General features: G+C 44.0%; 18 protein-coding genes. 4 read left to right on the top strand and 14 right to left on the bottom strand.

Features of this window, described 5'->3' with window-relative positions; translation table 11 throughout:
- Positions 1-15 precede the first annotated feature (15 nt).
- Together coxB and AC5W2J_RS10145 are read right to left on the bottom strand one after the other, a co-directional pair.
- Positions 16-1,119, bottom strand: a complete 1,104-nt coding sequence (gene coxB / locus AC5W2J_RS10150; RefSeq protein WP_496059350.1) for a cytochrome c oxidase subunit II — start codon at positions 1,117-1,119, stop codon at positions 16-18.
- A 59-nt stretch (positions 1,120-1,178) separates the two neighbouring features.
- Positions 1,179-2,066, bottom strand: coding sequence for a UbiA family prenyltransferase (locus AC5W2J_RS10145; protein WP_496059349.1), 888 nt, complete (start codon positions 2,064-2,066; stop codon positions 1,179-1,181).
- Between the two features lie 295 nt (positions 2,067-2,361).
- On the opposite strand from AC5W2J_RS10145, the gene AC5W2J_RS10140 reads away from it, so the two are divergent.
- The gene (locus AC5W2J_RS10140; RefSeq protein WP_496059348.1) at positions 2,362-3,285 is read left to right on the top strand and encodes a COX15/CtaA family protein; all 924 of its coding nucleotides are present in this window, start codon (positions 2,362-2,364) and stop codon (positions 3,283-3,285) included.
- A 101-nt stretch (positions 3,286-3,386) separates the two neighbouring features.
- On the opposite strand, the gene AC5W2J_RS10135 is transcribed toward AC5W2J_RS10140, so the two are convergent.
- The 4 genes from AC5W2J_RS10135 to AC5W2J_RS10120 form a co-directional block, all read right to left on the bottom strand.
- Positions 3,387-4,559: a GNAT family N-acetyltransferase gene (locus AC5W2J_RS10135; protein WP_496059347.1), complete on the bottom strand. Its 1,173-nt coding sequence runs from the start codon at positions 4,557-4,559 to the stop codon at positions 3,387-3,389.
- Positions 4,560-4,561: 2 nt separating this feature from the next.
- On the bottom strand, positions 4,562-5,986 hold the full coding sequence (locus AC5W2J_RS10130) for a cryptochrome/photolyase family protein (RefSeq protein WP_496059346.1): 1,425 nt from the start codon (positions 5,984-5,986) through the stop codon (positions 4,562-4,564).
- A 109-nt stretch (positions 5,987-6,095) separates the two neighbouring features.
- Positions 6,096-9,545 (bottom strand): pyruvate carboxylase, encoded by a 3,450-nt coding sequence (gene pyc / locus AC5W2J_RS10125; RefSeq protein WP_496059345.1) that lies wholly within the window; start codon positions 9,543-9,545, stop codon positions 6,096-6,098.
- 144 nt (positions 9,546-9,689) lie between these two features.
- Positions 9,690-9,971: an Fpa/YlaN family protein gene (locus AC5W2J_RS10120; protein WP_120192368.1), complete on the bottom strand. Its 282-nt coding sequence runs from the start codon at positions 9,969-9,971 to the stop codon at positions 9,690-9,692.
- 167 nt (positions 9,972-10,138) lie between these two features.
- Here AC5W2J_RS10120 and AC5W2J_RS10115 point away from each other — a divergent pair, with 167 nt between their 5' ends.
- Complete coding sequence (locus AC5W2J_RS10115; RefSeq protein ID WP_496059344.1) at positions 10,139-10,642, top strand: peptidyl-prolyl cis-trans isomerase; 504 nt, start codon at positions 10,139-10,141, stop codon at positions 10,640-10,642.
- Here AC5W2J_RS10115 and AC5W2J_RS10110 read toward each other — a convergent pair whose 3' ends face one another.
- A complete protein-coding gene (locus tag AC5W2J_RS10110; RefSeq protein WP_496059343.1) occupies positions 10,643-11,971 on the bottom strand; it encodes a PhoH family protein in 1,329 nt (442 codons plus the stop codon).
- 88 nt (positions 11,972-12,059) lie between these two features.
- On the bottom strand, positions 12,060-12,515 hold the full coding sequence (locus tag AC5W2J_RS10105) for a pyridoxamine 5'-phosphate oxidase family protein (RefSeq protein WP_496059342.1): 456 nt from the start codon (positions 12,513-12,515) through the stop codon (positions 12,060-12,062).
- A 212-nt stretch (positions 12,516-12,727) separates the two neighbouring features.
- Between AC5W2J_RS10105 and AC5W2J_RS10100 the strand changes: the two genes are divergently transcribed.
- Positions 12,728-12,928, top strand: coding sequence for a YlaI family protein (locus AC5W2J_RS10100; RefSeq protein WP_252315650.1), 201 nt, complete (start codon positions 12,728-12,730; stop codon positions 12,926-12,928).
- 101 nt (positions 12,929-13,029) lie between these two features.
- Here the strand turns inward: AC5W2J_RS10100 and AC5W2J_RS10095 are convergent, their stop codons facing one another.
- Together AC5W2J_RS10095 and typA are read right to left on the bottom strand one after the other, a co-directional pair.
- Positions 13,030-13,380 (bottom strand): YlaH-like family protein, encoded by a 351-nt coding sequence (locus AC5W2J_RS10095; protein ID WP_496059341.1) that lies wholly within the window; start codon positions 13,378-13,380, stop codon positions 13,030-13,032.
- A 44-nt stretch (positions 13,381-13,424) separates the two neighbouring features.
- Positions 13,425-15,257, bottom strand: coding sequence for a translational GTPase TypA (gene typA / locus AC5W2J_RS10090; RefSeq protein WP_496059340.1), 1,833 nt, complete (start codon positions 15,255-15,257; stop codon positions 13,425-13,427).
- Between the two features lie 182 nt (positions 15,258-15,439).
- On the opposite strand from typA, the gene AC5W2J_RS10085 reads away from it, so the two are divergent.
- Entirely contained in the window at positions 15,440-15,619 is a 180-nt protein-coding gene (locus AC5W2J_RS10085; protein WP_496059339.1) for a DUF5325 family protein, read from the top strand.
- 13 nt (positions 15,620-15,632) lie between these two features.
- Here AC5W2J_RS10085 and AC5W2J_RS10080 read toward each other — a convergent pair whose 3' ends face one another.
- The 4 genes from AC5W2J_RS10080 to AC5W2J_RS10065 all read right to left on the bottom strand — a co-directional run bounded on the left by AC5W2J_RS10080 (position 15,633) and on the right by AC5W2J_RS10065 (position 18,490).
- Complete coding sequence (locus AC5W2J_RS10080; protein ID WP_496059338.1) at positions 15,633-15,872, bottom strand: hypothetical protein; 240 nt, start codon at positions 15,870-15,872, stop codon at positions 15,633-15,635.
- A gap of 59 nt (positions 15,873-15,931) precedes the next feature.
- Positions 15,932-16,585, bottom strand: coding sequence for an O-methyltransferase (locus AC5W2J_RS10075; RefSeq protein ID WP_496059337.1), 654 nt, complete (start codon positions 16,583-16,585; stop codon positions 15,932-15,934).
- Between the two features lie 23 nt (positions 16,586-16,608).
- Positions 16,609-17,358, bottom strand: coding sequence for a type I methionyl aminopeptidase (gene map, locus AC5W2J_RS10070; RefSeq protein WP_496059336.1), 750 nt, complete (start codon positions 17,356-17,358; stop codon positions 16,609-16,611).
- Between the two features lie 70 nt (positions 17,359-17,428).
- Positions 17,429-18,490: a M20/M25/M40 family metallo-hydrolase gene (locus AC5W2J_RS10065; protein ID WP_496059335.1), complete on the bottom strand. Its 1,062-nt coding sequence runs from the start codon at positions 18,488-18,490 to the stop codon at positions 17,429-17,431.
- Between the last annotated feature and the right edge of the window lie 71 nt (positions 18,491-18,561).

Below are 18,561 nucleotides of genomic sequence, written 5' to 3'. Positions count from 1 at the left end.
ACCCTCCTTTACTCTTTATTCGTTTTGTGGTTCTTCTATTCTATCTGATCCATCCGTCTCTATTTGTCTTCCCAGAGCCGGCTGTTCCACTTCTAACGTATCAAGGTAATCAAGCAGAGCTTCCATATCCTGATCTTCCATGTCCGGATATGCCTGCATATTGTTACCCTGCTTAAAGGATTCCGGATCACGAATCCATGCTTCAAGATTTTCTTCATTGTATTCTACAACCCCGGCAATCGTCTCCCGGTCGGAAAAGTTTGTCAGCGTCGGTCCCTGGGCAGAACCCTGACCGTCTACAGCATGACATCCAATACAGCCCTGGTCTTCAAATACCTGTCGTCCATCTGCAGCTGTAGTATCCTCTTCCAGTTCAGCAGGTTCTGCCTGCATGGTTTCTACCCAGCTGTTGTATTCATCGCGCTCAAGTGCTACTACTTTAAAGTCCATTAATGCATGGGAAGGTCCGCATAGTTCTGCGCATTTCCCTTTGTAAATACCAGGCTCATCTGCTTCGAGCCAAAGACTGTTTTCAATTCCCGGAATAGCATCAATTTTCCCACCAAGTGCCGGTACCCAGAAAGAATGGATAACATCTTCAGCCGTTAATGTGAATTCTACTCTTTCTCCAACAGGAATATATACTTCATTCCCTGCGGTAAAGCCTTCTTGATAATCAAACTGCCACCAGTATTGATGACCTGTTACATCGATCGTGACACCTTCGCCTTCTCCCTCACCGCTGGATCCTGAGGCCTGGGGCGTTGTGTCAGCAAAATAATATGTACCTGTAATTGTCGGTACGGCTAGAATTGCCAATAAAAATATAGGAATAATAGTCCAGGTTAGCTCTAGTGTTTTACTTCCTTCTACCTGTTTAGGGTACTCATCGTCACCCGGTTTTCTTCTGAATTTCACTACAGCAATAAAGTACAGTGCAAATACAACAATAATGACAACTGCCATAACATACAAGCTCAAAATCAGGTTATCAAGAATCCATTCTGCCTGTGGACCGTATGGGTCCAGCGCAGTAAGGCGTTCTTCACCACATCCTGACAATAAGAGCAGTATGAAAGATAAAGGCAGAAGCCGCATCATAAACGTATGCTTGTTCATAGCTAATTTAACCCCCTCTTTCTTTAATTAATAATATATCAACGCCTGATCGGCGCAATTCATAGAGCAGGAAGCGCCATGGTTATTAATACCATGGAAAAACATACGACGGAGCAGACAAGTGCCCCGGCTGCCCACTTTTTGTCCGAGCGGGCTTTCAAACCTGCTGCCAGCCAAATGAGCCAGACGGCTCCCCCGGTCATTACGGTAATAAGATACGCGGTTCCATACTGGCTCAGCAGAAGAGCACCCAGTATAAAAACTGCTGCGTACAAAATACTTTGAAGTTTAGCTGTCTTGTTTCCAGATATCACTGAAAGTACGGGAATTCCCGCTTTTATGTATTCTTCCTTTTTCATAACGGAAAGAGCCAGCGAGCACGTACAGTACCAGATAAAAAATAGAAACGCTAAAATCCAGGCCGCCAGGTGAAGCGAAGCATCTGCTGCTGACCAGGCGATTAAAGGCAGCACTGCAAAAACTCCCGCCTGTATAAAGCTTCCGAAGCTTGACCGATATTTGAGCCAGTACGCATAGCCAAACACATACACTAAAGCAGCAAACGTTCCAAATAATCCAGTCGTTAAACTAATGGAAAAGAGCAGCATGATACCTACAGCGATAACAAGAAGGCCTATAGCAAGCGCTTGTTTATCCTTTTTTTCTCCGTCGTTCCGGCTGCTTTTTTTCAGTTTATTTTCCACCGTAACGCACCCTTGTAAAAGAAGCCCTGTTCCGGCAAAGGTAAGAATAAACAAATGCAGATTCTGCTGCCATTGGAAGCTGGAGAAGGGTTCTGCGGCCAGCATCACTGTAAACGTTATCAAAATAACAAAAAATAAAAGCCCTGTTCTCCTGAATAAAAAGAATAGGCGCGCAGCGAATCGATTTTCTCCGGAGGCTCCTGGATGATGAAGCGAATCAGCAGATGATCCTGTCCTATTCATGATTACACCTCCTATTATAAATAATCCCCCTGTGTGTACGCTTCACTGTTTATATTGTAGCATTAAAATACCCTGGTTAGAACCAGAAATTGCAAGGTCCTGCCGCATCCTTACTATAATATTATAGCTTAAATGCTTCGCGCTTTCACCTATTTCCTTATATTCACAATTTATTCAAGTTTACGAAACGCCTTTAAATGTTCATTACTATTAAATTGACTTTTATATGTAGAATCCCTACGATTACAATAGGTTCGTTACTTATACAGCATAGATTGGACTGAGGTGGATAGCAGTGAATAATATTGGCTTAAAAATTTTTAGTGTTTTAACTTCTATTGGAATGTTAATTGTACTTATTCAAGGTTCCCTCGTAACAAAAACAGGTTCCGGAGAAGGATGTGGAGCTACCTGGCCGCTCTGCTTTGGGGAAGTTATACCGGATTCTCCTGCTTTGGAAACGATTATAGAATACAGCCATCGTTTGTGGTCCGGACTTATGGGACTGTTTGTGATTATTCTGGCTGTATGGGCCTGGAAAAAACTCTCCCATTTAAGAGAGACCAAGTTTATGGCTCTCATGGCTGTTCTTTTTATTGTCTTCCAGGGAATGATGGGAGCCGGGGCCGTCATATGGGGGAATTCAAGCCTTGTACTTGCCCTCCATTTCGGGATTTCCACTATTTCTTTTGCTACAGTGGTTCTTCTTACCGTTTTAGCTTTTGAGAATAATAAAGATGCTCCTGCCCCACTGGTCAGTAAAGGATATAGAAATTATCTGCTTTTCGTTATCGTTTACTGTTACGCTGTTATTTATACAGGAGCCTATGTAAAGCATACCGATGCCACTTACGCCTGTGAAGGCTTTCCGCTCTGCAACAGCCAGATTATTCCGGATGTGAGCGGCGTATTGGGCTTTCAGATCGGTATTCATTTTGCCCATCGGGTGTTTGCTACTATTTTATTCATTTTCATCGCGATTCTGATGATCTGGACTATTAAACGCTTTGCTTCTTCAACTGCTTTAAAAACAGCAAGCATTCTTGTATTCGCCTTAACAGTCCTGCAAATTACTGCCGGCGTTTCCATTGTATTTGTTAATGCCTATCTTGCATCTGCTTTAACACATGCGATTACGGTCACATTTTTATTTACCACGCTTGCCTACATGGCAATGATTGCTACCCGGAAACCCCCGGTGGACAAACGTTATAAATAACAGTTGGTTATAAAAACTGCGCTGCCGGCTGCATATGAACTATTTTTATAAACAAAGGAGAAGACCAGGGGGGTCACCCCCCTGGTCTTCTTTTGTACCTATTAAAAGAAATCGTATATAAATGGCTCCAGGGTGCTGACACCAGCCTGCAGAAGATTAGCCTGTTCTTCCATTCCCTGGATTCTTCCGGATTTCCAAGCCTGCCTGGCACTAATGTATCCCATAAAAACAGCCGTGGCCGTCTGGATATCCATTTCAAGGCCCTCATGCTCTGATCGTCCTGGAAAAAATCGAATGTGAATACTGCCGTCTACATTTTCAAGGCTGTAAAATCCTTGATTCCATTCACAAAAATCATCTTCAATTTTTAAATTTAATTCTTCCCCTTCTTTTAAATGCAGCGGATACTTCTGCAGAAAAGAAGTCATGTTTACAATACGTGCCATAAAGTAGCTTTCCCGCTTTTCTGTAATCCTCGAATCCGGGAGCAGAAAACGGCTTGGATCATCTACAGCTGGTTTCATTTCCACTTCCGTAATCATCGAATCGTGCTGAGCCAGAAAACTCCATAGCGCCGTACGTGCTTCTTCGTCGAGCCAGATAAACTCTTTTACGTCCATCTTCTGATCTTTCACTTTGTAAATAACGTACCCTCTATCTTCGCCCTGTTCATTTTTAAATACGGCAACCTCTCCCGTTTTCCGCTTTAACACCATGTAATCCCACCATTGTTTATCACGGATAACAGCTCCAGTATAGGAAACAGCCCATTTTTCGTAAATAGGCTGCAGCACCGCTGCTGCTCTTTGTTTCACTCTAGAGATGCTGCCTTTTTCCAATGGAACGGGCTTGGGAAGCTGAGCGCTTGAAAGCGTCCAGGTTTTTGCATCGGCAAACAGCTCCCATCCAAACTTCCGGTAAAAAGAAAAAGAGAAAGGATACAGCAGAGAGACTTCACATCCCCTTTCTTTTATATCTTCCAAAGCGGAGCGGAGAAGCTCGCGAACCAATCCGCCTCGACGTTTTTCAGGCCAGGTTGCCACACCTGAAATCCCTCCCATCTTCATAATCTGTCCGGCAATATAGATATCAGAAGGAATAATAGTAAGCTTTGAAGCAATTTCTTTGTTTTCTACGGCCACCCAGGTATTTTCCGGTTTAATGATTTTTCTGCGGTCTTCCCGCTGATCGGCTGAAAGCTCAAATTGAAAGGCAAATTCCCCCAGATTCATGTTTTGATCGAGCTCTGCCGTCTTCATTTTTCGTATTTCCACCTTTATTCGTCCTCTCCTTTGAACATGGCAATAGCCCGTTTCCGCTGAATAGAATGGTCAACTGCCGGCTCAGGATAATCTTTCCCTATGATGCAGGATGCTTTTTCCTGCTCTTCTTCACTCATCTTCCAAGGCTCATGAATAAACCGTTCGGGTACATCTTTTAAAACGGGCAGGTATTTTTTTATAAATTCTCCTCTTTCGTCAAACCGCTGGCTTTGTCGTATCGGAGAAAATACTCTGAAATACGGCACCGCATCAGAACCGGTGGACGCAGCCCACTGCCATCCTCCGGCATTGGATGACGGATCATAGTCTATGAGACGTCTTTCAAAATACTGCTCCCCTTCTCTCCAGTCTTCCAGAAAATCTTTCACGAGAAAAGAGGCCGTTATCATCCTGCCGCGGTTATGCATCCAGCCTGTTTTATTTAATTGAATCATACATGCATCCACTACAGGGTACCCTGTCTCGGCATTCTTCCATTTATCCAGATTTTTTTTATTATTTTCCCAGCTCAGCGACTGGTATGCTTCCTTTAATTCTTTATTTTTTAAATCCGGATGGGAAACGTGAATCATATTATAGAAATCCCTCCAGGCCAGTTCACTTAAGAAAGTACCGGCCCCTTTGTCCTCTTCTTCGAGCTTGGGAAGCAGTGCTTGATAAATCGTACGTACCGATATTCTGCCGGTTTTTAAATAAGCCGACAGTCTGCTCGTACCGTCTGCTGCAAGAATGTCCCGTTCTTTTTCATAATATTCCACTGGATCATCTGCAAATGCATCTAAACGATCAAGGGCATCCTGCTCCTGCACCTTCTCCCATTTTGTTTCTGCCTTTTTATTATAATTCTTTAAACTCTCCTGGTCTTGTTTATCGGCAAAGGCTTTGTTTATTTGTCGTGATGCTAAAAACTCCATATCTGCCTGGAACGGCCTGTCTTTTTGCTTTTTAAACCAATTTCGATAGTAAGGCGTAAAGACCTCATAGTAGCTTTCATCTTTTTTTAATACTTCATCTGAAGCGTGAAAATGGGCATCTTTAAAAGGATAAAATACAGCATTAGAAAGCCCCTTGCGTGCTTGTTCATCTCTTTTGACCGCCTGCGGCACTTCATCTTCGTTAAAAAATACCGCACTGATTTCTTTTGCTTCCCCTAAGCTTTCAAAAACATGCCCGATTTCTCCAACTTTTATGTACAGGCGGATATCCTTTTCGCTGCATTCTTCCGAAAAAGCCTCCAGGTTTTGAAAAAAATAATCATGATGCGGACACGGGTCTTCTATCCGTTTTTTTTCTATATGAAAAAAGGCGAGCCATTTTCTGGCGTCATCTTCCTGCAGCCACTGCTCGAGCGCATGCATGGCATGGCTGTCCGTGAGCCGTAAATCCCTTCTAAACCACAATACTGCTGTTTCTGCCATCGTGTATATCATCCTCTCTGCTTATCCCTTCTCTTATACCCTCTTTTATAAGCTTTTAAAAACAAAAAACCAGCTGAAGGTATAACCTCTTCAGCTGGTTTTCTTATAGTTAGGATGAAAATTCAATTAACAGGTCACCGGTAGCTATTGCATCGCCATCGGCTACGTGAATGGACTTCACTTTTCCATCGAACGGAGCCTGTACGGTTGTTTCCATTTTCATGGCTTCCGTGATCATCAAATGATCGCCCTTTTTAACTTTTTCTCCATCTACAACAAGTGTCTTAATCACGGTTCCCGGCATAGAAGCCCCTATTTGATTGGCATTCTTTTTATCTACTTTGGGCCGTTCGACAACAGATGCTGCCACGTTCTGATCTTTAATATTTACTTCCCGCGGCTGGCCGTTCAGTTCAAAATAAACAATTCTCGTGCCATTATCCTGTGGTTTGGAAATGGATATCAGCTTAACAATTAACGTTTTTCCCTGCTCAATTTCCACTTCAATCTCTTCACCGAGCCGCAGGCCATAGAAGAAGGTAGCAGTATCCAGCACCGTTACATCCCCGAACTGATGACGGAAACGTTCAAAATCCATATACACTTTCGGATAGAGCGCGTAAGACAATAGATCATGACTTGTGATCTGACGATCTACTTCTTTATACAGCTCTTCCTGAAGGCTTTTGAAATCCACGTCATCCATGTTTTCCCCGGGACGGTTGGTGATGGCTTCCCGTCCTTTAAGAATCACGTCCTGCAGGTCTTTTGGAAATCCTTGATATGGCTGGCCGAGATAGCCTTGGAACAGCTCTACAACAGAATCAGGAAAATCCAGACTGCCGCCTTTTTGCAGCACATCTTCTTCTGTCAGATCATTTTGGACCATATAAAGAGCCATATCGCCGACTACTTTTGAAGAAGGAGTAACTTTTACTACATCTCCAAACATGTCGTTCACCCGGCGGTACATTTTCTTCACGTCATTCCAGCGTGAACCGAGACCGACTGCTTTCGCCTGCTGCTGCAGGTTGCTGTACTGGCCGCCTGGCATTTCATGCTCATATACCTCCGTGTGAGGGGCGTTCATGCCGCTTTCAAAGCCCTGGTAGTATTTTCTTGTATAATCCCAGTATTCATTCAGCTCTTCTATCGCTTTTATATCAATATCCGGCTGGCGTTCATTGCCTTTAATCGCATAATACAGGCTGTTCATGCTTGGCTGGGACGTTAGTCCGGCCATCGAGCTGATGGCAACATCCACAATATCGACTCCTGCTTCTATCGCTTTCGCGTACGTAAAGATGCCATTGCCGCTTGTGTCATGGGTATGCAGGTGGATCGGTATGGAGATGGTTTGCTTCAGCTCGGTCACCAGCTGATAGGCTGCTTCCGGTTTAAGCAGGCCGGCCATGTCTTTAATACCCAGAATATGGGCGCCTGCCTTCTCGAGGGACACCGCCATGTCTTTATAATACTGCAGGTCATATTTCGTACGGGCGGCATCTAATATGTCGCCTGTGTAGCAGATAGAAGCCTCTGCCACTTTCTGCTGGTTTCTCACTTCATCAATCGCCAGCTGCATGCCCTCCAGCCAGTTTAAAGAATCAAATATGCGGAACACATCAATGCCTGCATCCGCGCTTTTTTCTACAAATTCTTTAATGACATTATCCGGATAGTTTTTGTATCCTACGGCATTAGAGGCCCGCAGCAGCATCTGCAGCAGAATATTCGGCATTTTCTCACGTAAGAGAATCAGACGCTCCCACGGATCTTCGTGTAGAAAACGCATCGATACGTCAAACGTCGCGCCTCCCCACATCTCCGACGAAAACAGCTGCGGCAGCATATGAGAAGTCGGGGCGGCAATCTTTTTCAAATCCTGCGTCCGGACTCTTGTCGCAAGCAGCGACTGGTGGGCATCGCGGAAAGTAGTATCTGTTAACAGTACCTGCTTTTGGCTCAAGACCCAGTCAGCCAGCCCTTCCGGACCGCGTTCGTCTAAAATCTGCTTGGTTCCTTTTAACGGTTCTGCCGTTTTTTCAATGATCGGTACAGGCGGCTTGTCCAATACAGGCTTTTTCAGTTTTTCCAGTCCCGGGTAGCCGTTTACAATCGTCTCTCCAATAAAGGTGAGCATTTTTGTTCCGCGGTCTTTTCGTTTTGGAAAGACGAACAGCTCCTGCGTTTCATCTATAAAGGAAGTATTATAATCGCCGCTTAAAAAGCCGCTGTGCTGCACGAGGTTTTCCAGAAAAGGAATGTTCGTAATAATACCCCGGATCCGGAATTCGCGGAGGTTCCGCAGCATTTTTGCCGCCGCTCCTTCAAATGTTAACGACCAGGTGGAAACTTTCACGAGCAGAGAATCGTAATGTGGCGATATTACGGCCCCTTGAAAGCCGTTACCGGCATCAAGTCGTACACCAAATCCCCCGCTGGAGCGGTAGGCCATTATTTTCCCGGTATCAGGCATAAAGTCGTTGGCGGGATCTTCTGTGGTAACACGGGACTGAATCGCAAAGCCGAATGTTTTAATATCTTGTTGTTCCGGCATATTCAGTTCTTTTCCATGCAGGGATTTTCCGTCTGCTATATAAAGCTGGGCCTGCACGATGTCAAAGCCGGTAATCATTTCCGTGATTGTGTGTTCCACTTGAATTCTCGGATTCACTTCAATGAAGAAAAATTCTCCGTGGGGATCGACCAGAAATTCAACCGTACCTGCATTCACATACTCAATTTTTTTGCTTAGCTTTACGGCCGCGTCACAGATCTTCTCGCGGAGTTCGTCTCCAAGCGACACGCTCGGCGCAATTTCCACTACCTTCTGGTGCCTTCTTTGCACGGAACAGTCTCTTTCATACAGATGCACGACGTTGCCGTGGGTGTCCCCTAGAATCTGTACTTCGATGTGTTTCGGACTTTCTACAAACTTCTCTACATATACTTCATCGTTTCCAAAAGCTGATTTAGCTTCTGATTTTGCCCTGTCGTACGACTCGGATAAAGATTCCGCGTCCCGGACAATCCTCATGCCGCGGCCGCCGCCGCCAAGAGACGCTTTAATAATAAAGGGATATCCATTCGCCTCGGCAAAGGAACGCACTTCCTCGACGCTCTCCACCGGACCGTCGCTTCCCGGAATAACAGGCAGACCTGCCTCGAGTGCTGTGGTCCGGGCTTTTACTTTGTCCCCGAACATATTTAAATGTTTTGTTTCCGGACCTATGAAAATAATGCCCTCTTCTTCACACCGTCTGGCAAATTCAATATTTTCTGAAAGAAATCCATAGCCGGGGTGAATAGCATCAATATTATTTTCTTTCGCCGTAGCAATAATATCTTCAATATCAAGATATGCATCAATCGGCTTTTTTCCTGCTCCCACGAGGTATGCTTCATCTGCTTTGTATCGATGAAAAGCCCCTGTGTCTTCCTTGGAATAAATTGCTACGGTGCGGATATGTAGTTCTGTGCAAGCTCTGAAAATCCGAATCGCAATCTCTCCACGGTTCGCAACTAATACTTTTTTAATATTATTCAGCTGGCTCATCTCGTACCTCCCGGTTTTCATTCTTTTTCTGTATATATTTACTGACAATTCCAAATATATTTTATCATACCATGTCCTTATTTTTTGTCAAAAAAATTTTGTACTTTATAAATAAAAAAACAAGCTGCGGACTGCAGCTTGTTCTTAACTGTTTACTGTTGCTTCGTGGAACGCGGAAAGTTTTCTTTCAAGTTCAGAAAGAATATGTTTACCCGTTGCATCTTCAATAAGATTCAAGCGGATAGCAAAGTCAATCTCACGGGAAAGACCAAACATCTGCGTGTCCAATACCTCTTCATAAAGAGGACATTGAGGCATTGTTAAGTTTTCCATCTGCACTTCAATCAGCTTTCTGATTTTTTCTGCATCGGCAACAAGAAGGGCATATGCTTTTTCTTTATGTTCGGTTTCTGCCTTTACGCTCAAGGTGACCCCTCCTAATATAAGCTAATTAAATCTATCTTATCTATTTAATAGGAAAAATGCAAGAAAGTATTGAAAAGTTCACCATATCTAAACATCCTGCTTGTTTTCCAAGTCTTCCCTTCCTATGATATTATAGTACTACTGCATATACAAGGAGGAATTACACGATGGAATTTATTCTTTTCATATACGGTAACACCAAATACACGATCACTATTGATCCCACCGTCTGGATTTTCGATGATAGAAAGGTGGACCTGACTACCTGGTTTGAACAGGAAAAAAAGGCAGATACATCTTTGGAAGAATACACGCGGGCGGCCTCAGAGCACTGGGACAGGGAAATGACAGAAGGGGCACGTATTCCCAAGCGTACCAAGACAAATGAAGTCCGTAACAAAAAAGAAACGTTGATCAAAGGCAGTTTTGGGATTCCTTTTTATTCCTTTATCGAGAATGCCGAGCCCGGAGAAGACGCCTCCAAAGTAGTCGTAGAACGCTCACAGGGGTCAGAACTTATTGTAGATCTGGATACGGCAAAAGACTTCATTGCAGGATTTTCCAAAGACGGTGCCACCCTTAAAGAAGACGGTCCTGTTCATATTTATTACGGCAGCGGGGAAAACAAAGAAAATCCCATCACTTTTGTGACAGGATTCCGGATCGTATAATTATAACAGATCGGCTGCAAGCTGGGCGAGTCCTGATCTCTCGCCTTTTTCCAGCTTCACGTGGCCGCTGATTGATTGATTCTTAAACACTTCGACAACGTAGGCTAGCCCGTTGTTTAATTCATCCAGATAAGGATGATCAATTTGTTTTGGATCACCCATCAGTACAATTTTACTGCCTTCCCCTACTCTTGTCAGGATCGTTTTCACTTCATGTTTTGTTAAATTCTGTGCTTCGTCAATTATAATAAATTGATCGGGTATGCTTCGGCCTCTAATATACGTTAACGCCTCCACTTCAATCGATCCCATGCCGGCTAGAATCTGATCGAGTTCGCCGGGCTTTTTTGCGTTGAATAAATATTCCAGGTTATCAAAAATAGGCTGCATCCAAGGTCTGAGCTTTTCGTCTTTTTCGCCGGGCAGATAACCTATATCTTTCCCCATTGGTACAACCGGCCTGGCTACGAGAAGCTTATTATAGCTGCCGTAGTCTTCCGTAAGCATTAAACCGCAGGCAAGCGTCAGGAGCGTTTTTCCTGTGCCTGCTTTACCTGTCAGGGTAACCAGCGGGATATCGTCCCGCAAAAGCAGTTCCAGAGCCATCTTTTGTTCCACGTTCCGCGGCTTTATTCCCCAGGCATGTTCATGTTCATTCGTAAAAGGAACCAGCTGAGAGGCAGAAGCATCTACTTTGCATAAAGCAGAAGACGATCCGCCTGCAATGTCCCGGAGAACAACAAACTCATGCGGATACATCCCCGTTTCTTCCAGTTGTTCCAGCGGGAGTGAATTTTCCGCATAGAAAGTATCTATCAGATCTTTTGTAACGGCTATATGCCGCTTTCCTCTATACATATCATCAAATTCAGTTACACGGTCACTTAGAAAGTCCTCGGCATGAAGACCTAAAGCATCGGCCTTTACGCGAACCAATCCATCCTTACTTACGATAATAACGGTTTTTCCTGTATTTTCTTCAATTTGCTGCGTATGAAGGTTATGCGCTACGGCCAGAATGCGATTATCGTTTGTTACTTCTATGAACATATCTTTCAAGTATTGATAGGATTTATGATTCAGTTCAACCCGTACGGAGCCTCCTGAATCGAGCAGGACTCCTTCATGAAGTTTCCCTGTGGCTCTTAGACTATCGAGAATTCTGGCCGTTTCGCGGGCATTTCTTCCAATCTCATCCATATACCTTTTTTTTGAATCAATTTCCTCCAGCACTACGGCCGGAATTACTACGTCATTTTCTTTAAACTGATAGATAGCACGAGGGTCCTGAAGAAGCACATTTGTATCGAGCACGTATATTTTTTTCAACGTTATTCCCCCCAGATGTAAGTGAAAATCTGTTCTATCCTATATGAATAGAATGATGTCTTTTTTTGTGGAGGAGGCCCCCTTACGTCTAGACTGTTTTCATGGCCTTCATCACTTGATTATCCAATTTAGCTGCAGCTTCCGCATCGTAGGTTTTCTCATAGCGGGGCTCCAATGTCATTTTGGCGCCGTAAAACATAATGTCCTTTACCTCATTAATATCGAGTTCAGCCAACGCCAGTTTAATAGGCACATCTTCTATTTCTTCTTTGAGTATTTTAACCTCCCCGGCGATCGCATACGTCGATCCATTTCCTATAACGGTAATAACAATCCCAGGATTATGATGCATGTTATCCATCATCTTGGAACGGTTGTCGATAGTGAACCGCAGGGTTTCTCTATCCGGTGCATATATCCAGGAAAGTACTCTCACATCCGGCGCATTTGATTCGTGGTCTACTGTAGTTAATGAAATGTACCGTTCTTTTTTGAGAAGGGCCAACAGCTCATCATTTAAGTTTTTTTCCATTCGGTTTGCCATTCCATAACCCCCTTATGTATTTTTAATTCCCATAACAGGCGGTGCTTATGCCTATTAGTTTACATATACGACATTTTGAGCGGAAACTCCTTTAATTTCCTGTTCACTAGTCGTTCTTTGGAAGTTCATCAGTGATAGTCTTCCTTCTTTCATGTTATACTATTATAGAAACAATCTCGATAAAATTGCTCATCCTACTGGAGGATTCAGATATGAAAGTCAAATGTGTACTCTGCGATGACATTCATGATCTTGACGATGGAAATCCGCTTGCAAAAAAATTGCGGAACCGCCCGATTCATACGTATATGTGCGAAACCTGCCAGGCACGAATTGCCAAACGTACAGAAGAAAGAGCGCAGACCGGTAACTTTCATTTATACCGGGACCCTACTCAGGATGATGGATGGTAAAAAAATGGTTTATCAAAAACGCTTCCTTCGGGAAGTGTTTTTTTATAGCCAGACCTTTATAAAAATAAAAGAAGCTCTCCCAAAAGGGAAAGCTTCTTTTATTATGCAGACGTCTGCTGATTCTGCTCCTGCTTATGGCGTTTAAGCCGCAGCCGGTAAACAGCCAGCACAACAGCCGCTGCAAACAACGATTCAACTACAGCCATTCCAATAGCAAATATTGTTAAAGGAAGGGCACCTATGAGAAGGGCACTATACACGATAACGTTTTTGAGAAGAGGCAGTTTACGTGCAAATCCCATGTTAAATACGAGAATGCACATAATCACTACAGCTGCATACAAAAGCCAAAAGCCCGTAATCGGATATTCATGTATGCCGAGCATACCGGCTGTCCATGACAGCTGGTCCTGCGTGACGGCAATATCTTCGGAGTTGGTGGTGCCGTTCATTACGCTTCCCTCCTCATGAGATGCCATTTATGCTGAGGTGTTACTTATTTGGATACCTTGCTTCGCTTTTCATCGCGCTCTCTGGCACTCTTATCAAGAATTTTCTTCCGGAGACGAATAGACTTTGGTGTTACTTCACAATACTCATCTTCGTTAAGGTATTCCAACGCTTCTTCAAGCGTCATAATTCTTGGACGCTTCATCGTAACGGTGTTGTCTTTGTTAGCGGAACGAACGTTTGTCTGCTGTTTCATCTTTGTGATGTTAACAGTTAAATCGTTATCACGGGTATGTTCGCCAACGATCATACCTTCGTAAATTTCCGTTCCGGGTTCAAGGAAAAGCGTACCGCGGTCTTCCACCTGCATCATGCCGTACGGAGTACATTTACCAGTTTCCATGGAAACAAGCACTCCCTGGCGGCGTCCGCCGACCTGTCCGCTGTGCAGTGGACGATAGCCGTCAAACACATGGTTAATAATGCCGTAACCTTTTGTCTGGGCCATGAATTCTGTTGAATAACCAATAAGACCTCTGGAAGGAACGAAAAATTCCATACGAACCTGACCGTCTCCACGGTTAACCATGTCGCGCATTTCTCCCTTTCGTTCTCCGAGAGATTCCATAACTGCTCCTGTATAATCTTCAGGCACGTCAACCTGTACCCGTTCAACCGGCTCAGATACGACACCATCTACTTCTTTGATAATGACCTGAGGCTTGGATACCTGAATTTCAAATCCTTCACGGCGGAGGTTTTCAATAAGAATACTTAAGTGAAGCTCACCGCGCCCGGAAACGGTCCATACATCCGGAGAATCAGTGTGCTCTACGCGGAGACTGACATCTGTTTCCAGTTGTGTCATCAAGCGCTCTTCAATTTTTCTGCTCGTAACATAGTCGCCTTCGCGTCCGGCGAAAGGACTGTTGTTTACAAGAAACGTCATTTGAAGAGTAGGCTCATCGATACGAAGTGCAGGCAGTGGATCTTTATGGTCTGCCGGGCAGATTGTCTCCCCAACCATAATATCCTCTACACCGGCAATAGCAATCAGGTCACCGGCTGTTGCAACGTCGATCTCCATACGCTTTAATCCCATGAAGCCAAAAAGCTTCGTAATTCTAAAGTTTCTTACCGTGCCATCCAGTTTAATTAAGGAAACCTGATCTCCATTTTTGATCGTTCCACGGAATACTCTTCCGATCCCGATACGTCCAAGATAGTCATTGTAATCAAGCATTGTAACCTGAAACTGAGCAGGCTCGCTGCTGTTATCAATTGGGGCAGGTACAGTATCAAGAATAACATCAAACAGGATATCCATTTTTCCATCCTGGTTATCTGAATCCATGCTTGCTGTTCCGTTAATAGCAGAAGCAAATACTACGGGAAACTCGATCTGCTCTTCATCAGCGCCAAGCTCGATGAAAAGGTCAAGTACCTCGTCCACTACTTCATTAGGACGTGCCATTGGACGGTCAATCTTGTTAACCACTACAAGTGGCGTAAGTTTCTGTTCAAGTGCCTTCTTAAGAACAAAGCGGGTCTGCGGCATACATCCTTCATACGCATCCACTACCAGAAGAACACCATCCACCATTTTCAGGATACGTTCGACTTCTCCGCCGAAATCGGCGTGGCCTGGAGTATCCATTATATTAATGCGGGTGTCTTTATACTTTACTGCCGTGTTTTTAGCAAGAATAGTAATACCGCGTTCTTTTTCAATGTCGTTATTGTCCATTGCACGCTCATCGACATGCTCATTCTCCCGATACGTTCCAGACTGTTTTAACAGCTCGTCCACCAATGTTGTTTTACCATGGTCAACGTGAGCTATAATAGCAATATTTCTCAAATCATTACGTAATTCCATTCGTTTACCGCTCCTATCCGATACTATCATTCCTTAACCTATCAATTGTAGCACATTCCCTTTTGATTGGGAGTACTTTTTGCTTAATTAAGGGAAAATATCTGTCATGCTTTTAAATTCTCTAATTCCATTGTAGACTATTAAGTAGAATAAAGTAATAGTGAAAAGTGGTGTTTACTACAATGACGGCAGTAAAATGGGTATTTCTTTTCTTTGCCTTTCTCGCTACTTTCAGCATTGCCAGCCTTGGTATTGCTGTTGCAGAAGGCTCACTTCTAATTGCTTTGATCTGCATTGCCGGTTTGCTTGGCTCTTTTTATGGAGCCAGAAAACTTCGTGTGAAACAACAGTCCAATGCATAGGAAACAGCAGTGTTCACTGAACACTGCTGTTTTTTTCTGCATTATTTTCATCAGGAGCTGATGCATAGGCATGGACAGCCGCTACGCCTGCAACAAATATGGAAGGCGCATAGACGGTCGTAAACAATGCAATATAAACAATTAAAAACAAAACCCCACTGAAAAACTTCCTCAGATACATTTGTCCCACCCCTGGTAGCAGCAGGGACAGAACCGCTGCAATTATTGCTTTTCTTCCTTTTAAATAACTCATTCTTTCACCTGCCTTAAATCAACCATTCCCGGTGCCGGATCAGTTAGACACCGGAAGCCTTAATCCCTGTTTTCGTTTTTAACAACTCTGGATACAGTAATCCCGTCTCCGCTCGGGATAAGCGTCGACTCCAGCTGAGGATGGGCCGCCACCTTTTCATTAAACTGCCGGATCGATTCAGTGTAGCGCTTATCTTCCAAATCGGGATTAAATACGGTATCCCCTGCCAGAACGTTGTCTGCTACAATTAATGCCTGTGGGTTGGCAAGCTCTACCGCATAGTCGAGATAATTGACGTAATTTTTCTTGTCGGCATCTATAAAAATAAAATCGTAGGAATACTCGCCTTCTTTTAGATGCTTTAATGTATCGAGAGCCTCGCCGACCATAATCGTCGTCTGTCCTTCAAATCCGGCGCGGATATGATTCTGCTTGGATACCTGTGCGAAATTTTCGTTTACTTCCAGGCTTGTTAAATGTCCTTCTTTTCCAAATCCCCTGGCAAGACAGATGCCGCTGTATCCGCCCAATGCACCTATTTCAAGGATATTTTTTGAACGGGATATCTTAACAAGCATCGTCAATATTTTACCTACATTCGGACTGACGGAAATTTCCGGCATGTTGTTTTCCCGGATAGACTTAAGCACCTCTGTTAATTCATCATCATTTGGCTGAAAAACGGATTGAATATATTCATTTACTTGTTTCATCCTTTATTCCTCCTACAATATTTTTATGATTGCCGGGTCAATATTATAGGCTCATCCTCTGTAATGATGATGGTATGTTCATACTGAGCCGATTTCTTTCCATCTTTCGTTCGGGCTGTCCAGCCGTTGCGGTCCATCCTGCTGTGCCAGCTGCCTTCGTTAATCATCGGTTCAATTGTTACGGCCATTCCTTTTTTTAACCGCTGTCCTTTTCCGGGTTCTCCATAATGGGGAATCTGCGGATCTTCATGAATAGTACGCCCGATGCCGTGACCGGAAAAATCTTTAACGACGGAGTATCCTTCATTTTCTGCATAGCTTTGGATAGCATGGCCGATATCACCGATTCTGTTTCCGTCCACCGCCTGCTGAATGCCTAAATCCAAAGATTTTTTGGTTACCTCCAGCAGTTTCTCCGTCTGATCAGAGACTTTCCCAGCTTTATGCGTCCAGGCGGAGTCAGCCAGGCCTCCCTTTAGATTCACGACCATATCAATCGTTACAATATCACCTTCTTTTAACACAGAAGGCCTCGGAAAGCCGTGACAGATTTCATCGTTTATGCTCGCGCAGGTAGCGTACTTGTAGCCCATATACCCTTTCTGTTCCGGTGTTGCCCCATGTTTTTTTAAATATGTTTCTACAAACCTGTCTATTTCTTTCGTAGACACCCCCGGCTTTATCCGATGTTCTATTTCTTTGTGGCAGTCTGCCAGCAGCCTGCCGGCGTCTTCCATCAATTGTATTTCCCTTTTTGTCTTTAATGAAATCAAACTGCAGAATCCTTTCTTTGTACATGATGTTGTTTATTATACTATTTTTGACCGCATCCGTGTATACATATCAATCCAGTATTAATGGCTGAAAACGGGTATTATCTTCCAAACCTTCAATATAGGTGACCAGCAGGGTGATTACATTTTCTATGTCCTCGAGACTTGCTGTTTCGACGGGTGAGTGCATATACCGAAGCGGAAGGGAGACATTCACTGTAGCAATGCCGCTGCCCGTGTAACGAATTTTATCTGCATCCGTCCCGGTATGTCTCGGGGTTAATTCATATTGAACATTCATGTCCAGCTTCTCTGCTGTTTCTTTTAAAAGGCGGGTAGCTTTTTTATTAACAGGAGGGCCAACGGCAAGAACGGGACCGCCGCCCAGTTTCACCTCCGGCTGTCCATTCCGGTTCGATCCCGGATAATCATAAGCAAATGTTACATCAATGACGATGGCCAGATCAGGCTGAACAGCGGCTCCCGCATAGTATGCTCCGCCCATATTGGTCTCTTCATTAACAGTACTCACTGCAGTAACACTGGCCGGAAATGTCTTTCCTTTTAAACGTTTAATGGTTTCCGCTGCAATGAACGCTCCCGTTCGATTATCAAGGCCCCTGCCGCTTATTTTACTTCCAAAAAGCAGTTCAGGCGATCGATGGTAGACAGCTGTATCTCCGATGGATATAAACTTTTCCGCTTCTTCTCTGCTGGATGCTCCGCAGTCGATGAACAAGTCGGAAAAAGAAAAGCTGTCACCGGTGCCGCCCTGGTGCTCAGCATTCACACCAAACACGCCGGTAATGGTTTCATTTTCCCCAAGTATATCCACTTTCATTCCAAGCGCTGGTTTATGGCTGATGCCCCCAAGCTTTTCAACCCGGATATAACCATCTGACTCAATGCCTTTCACCATAAACCCAATTTCATCACAGTGACCGGCAATCATAATTTTCAATGCACCTGCGGGATTGATAATAGAAACAGCATTCCCCGCACCATCTGCTTTCTGCTCCTCGGCAAAAGGCTTTGTGTAATCCAGCCATATTCTTTGAATTTCTTCTTCGCTCCCGGAAGGAGAGGGTGTGTTAAGCAGTGTAAATAAAAAATTCTTGCTCGATTTATCCATTTGATATCCTCCCTGCAATCGTGTTTTATCTTATTTTGCTTTTATCATAAGCAGTTTAGCACGGCAGGAAT

The organism is Sinobaca sp. SA16-1, assembly GCF_059510515.1.
Note: the sequence above shows the minus strand (reverse complement) of the source record. Positions and strands in the feature narration are given on the sequence as shown.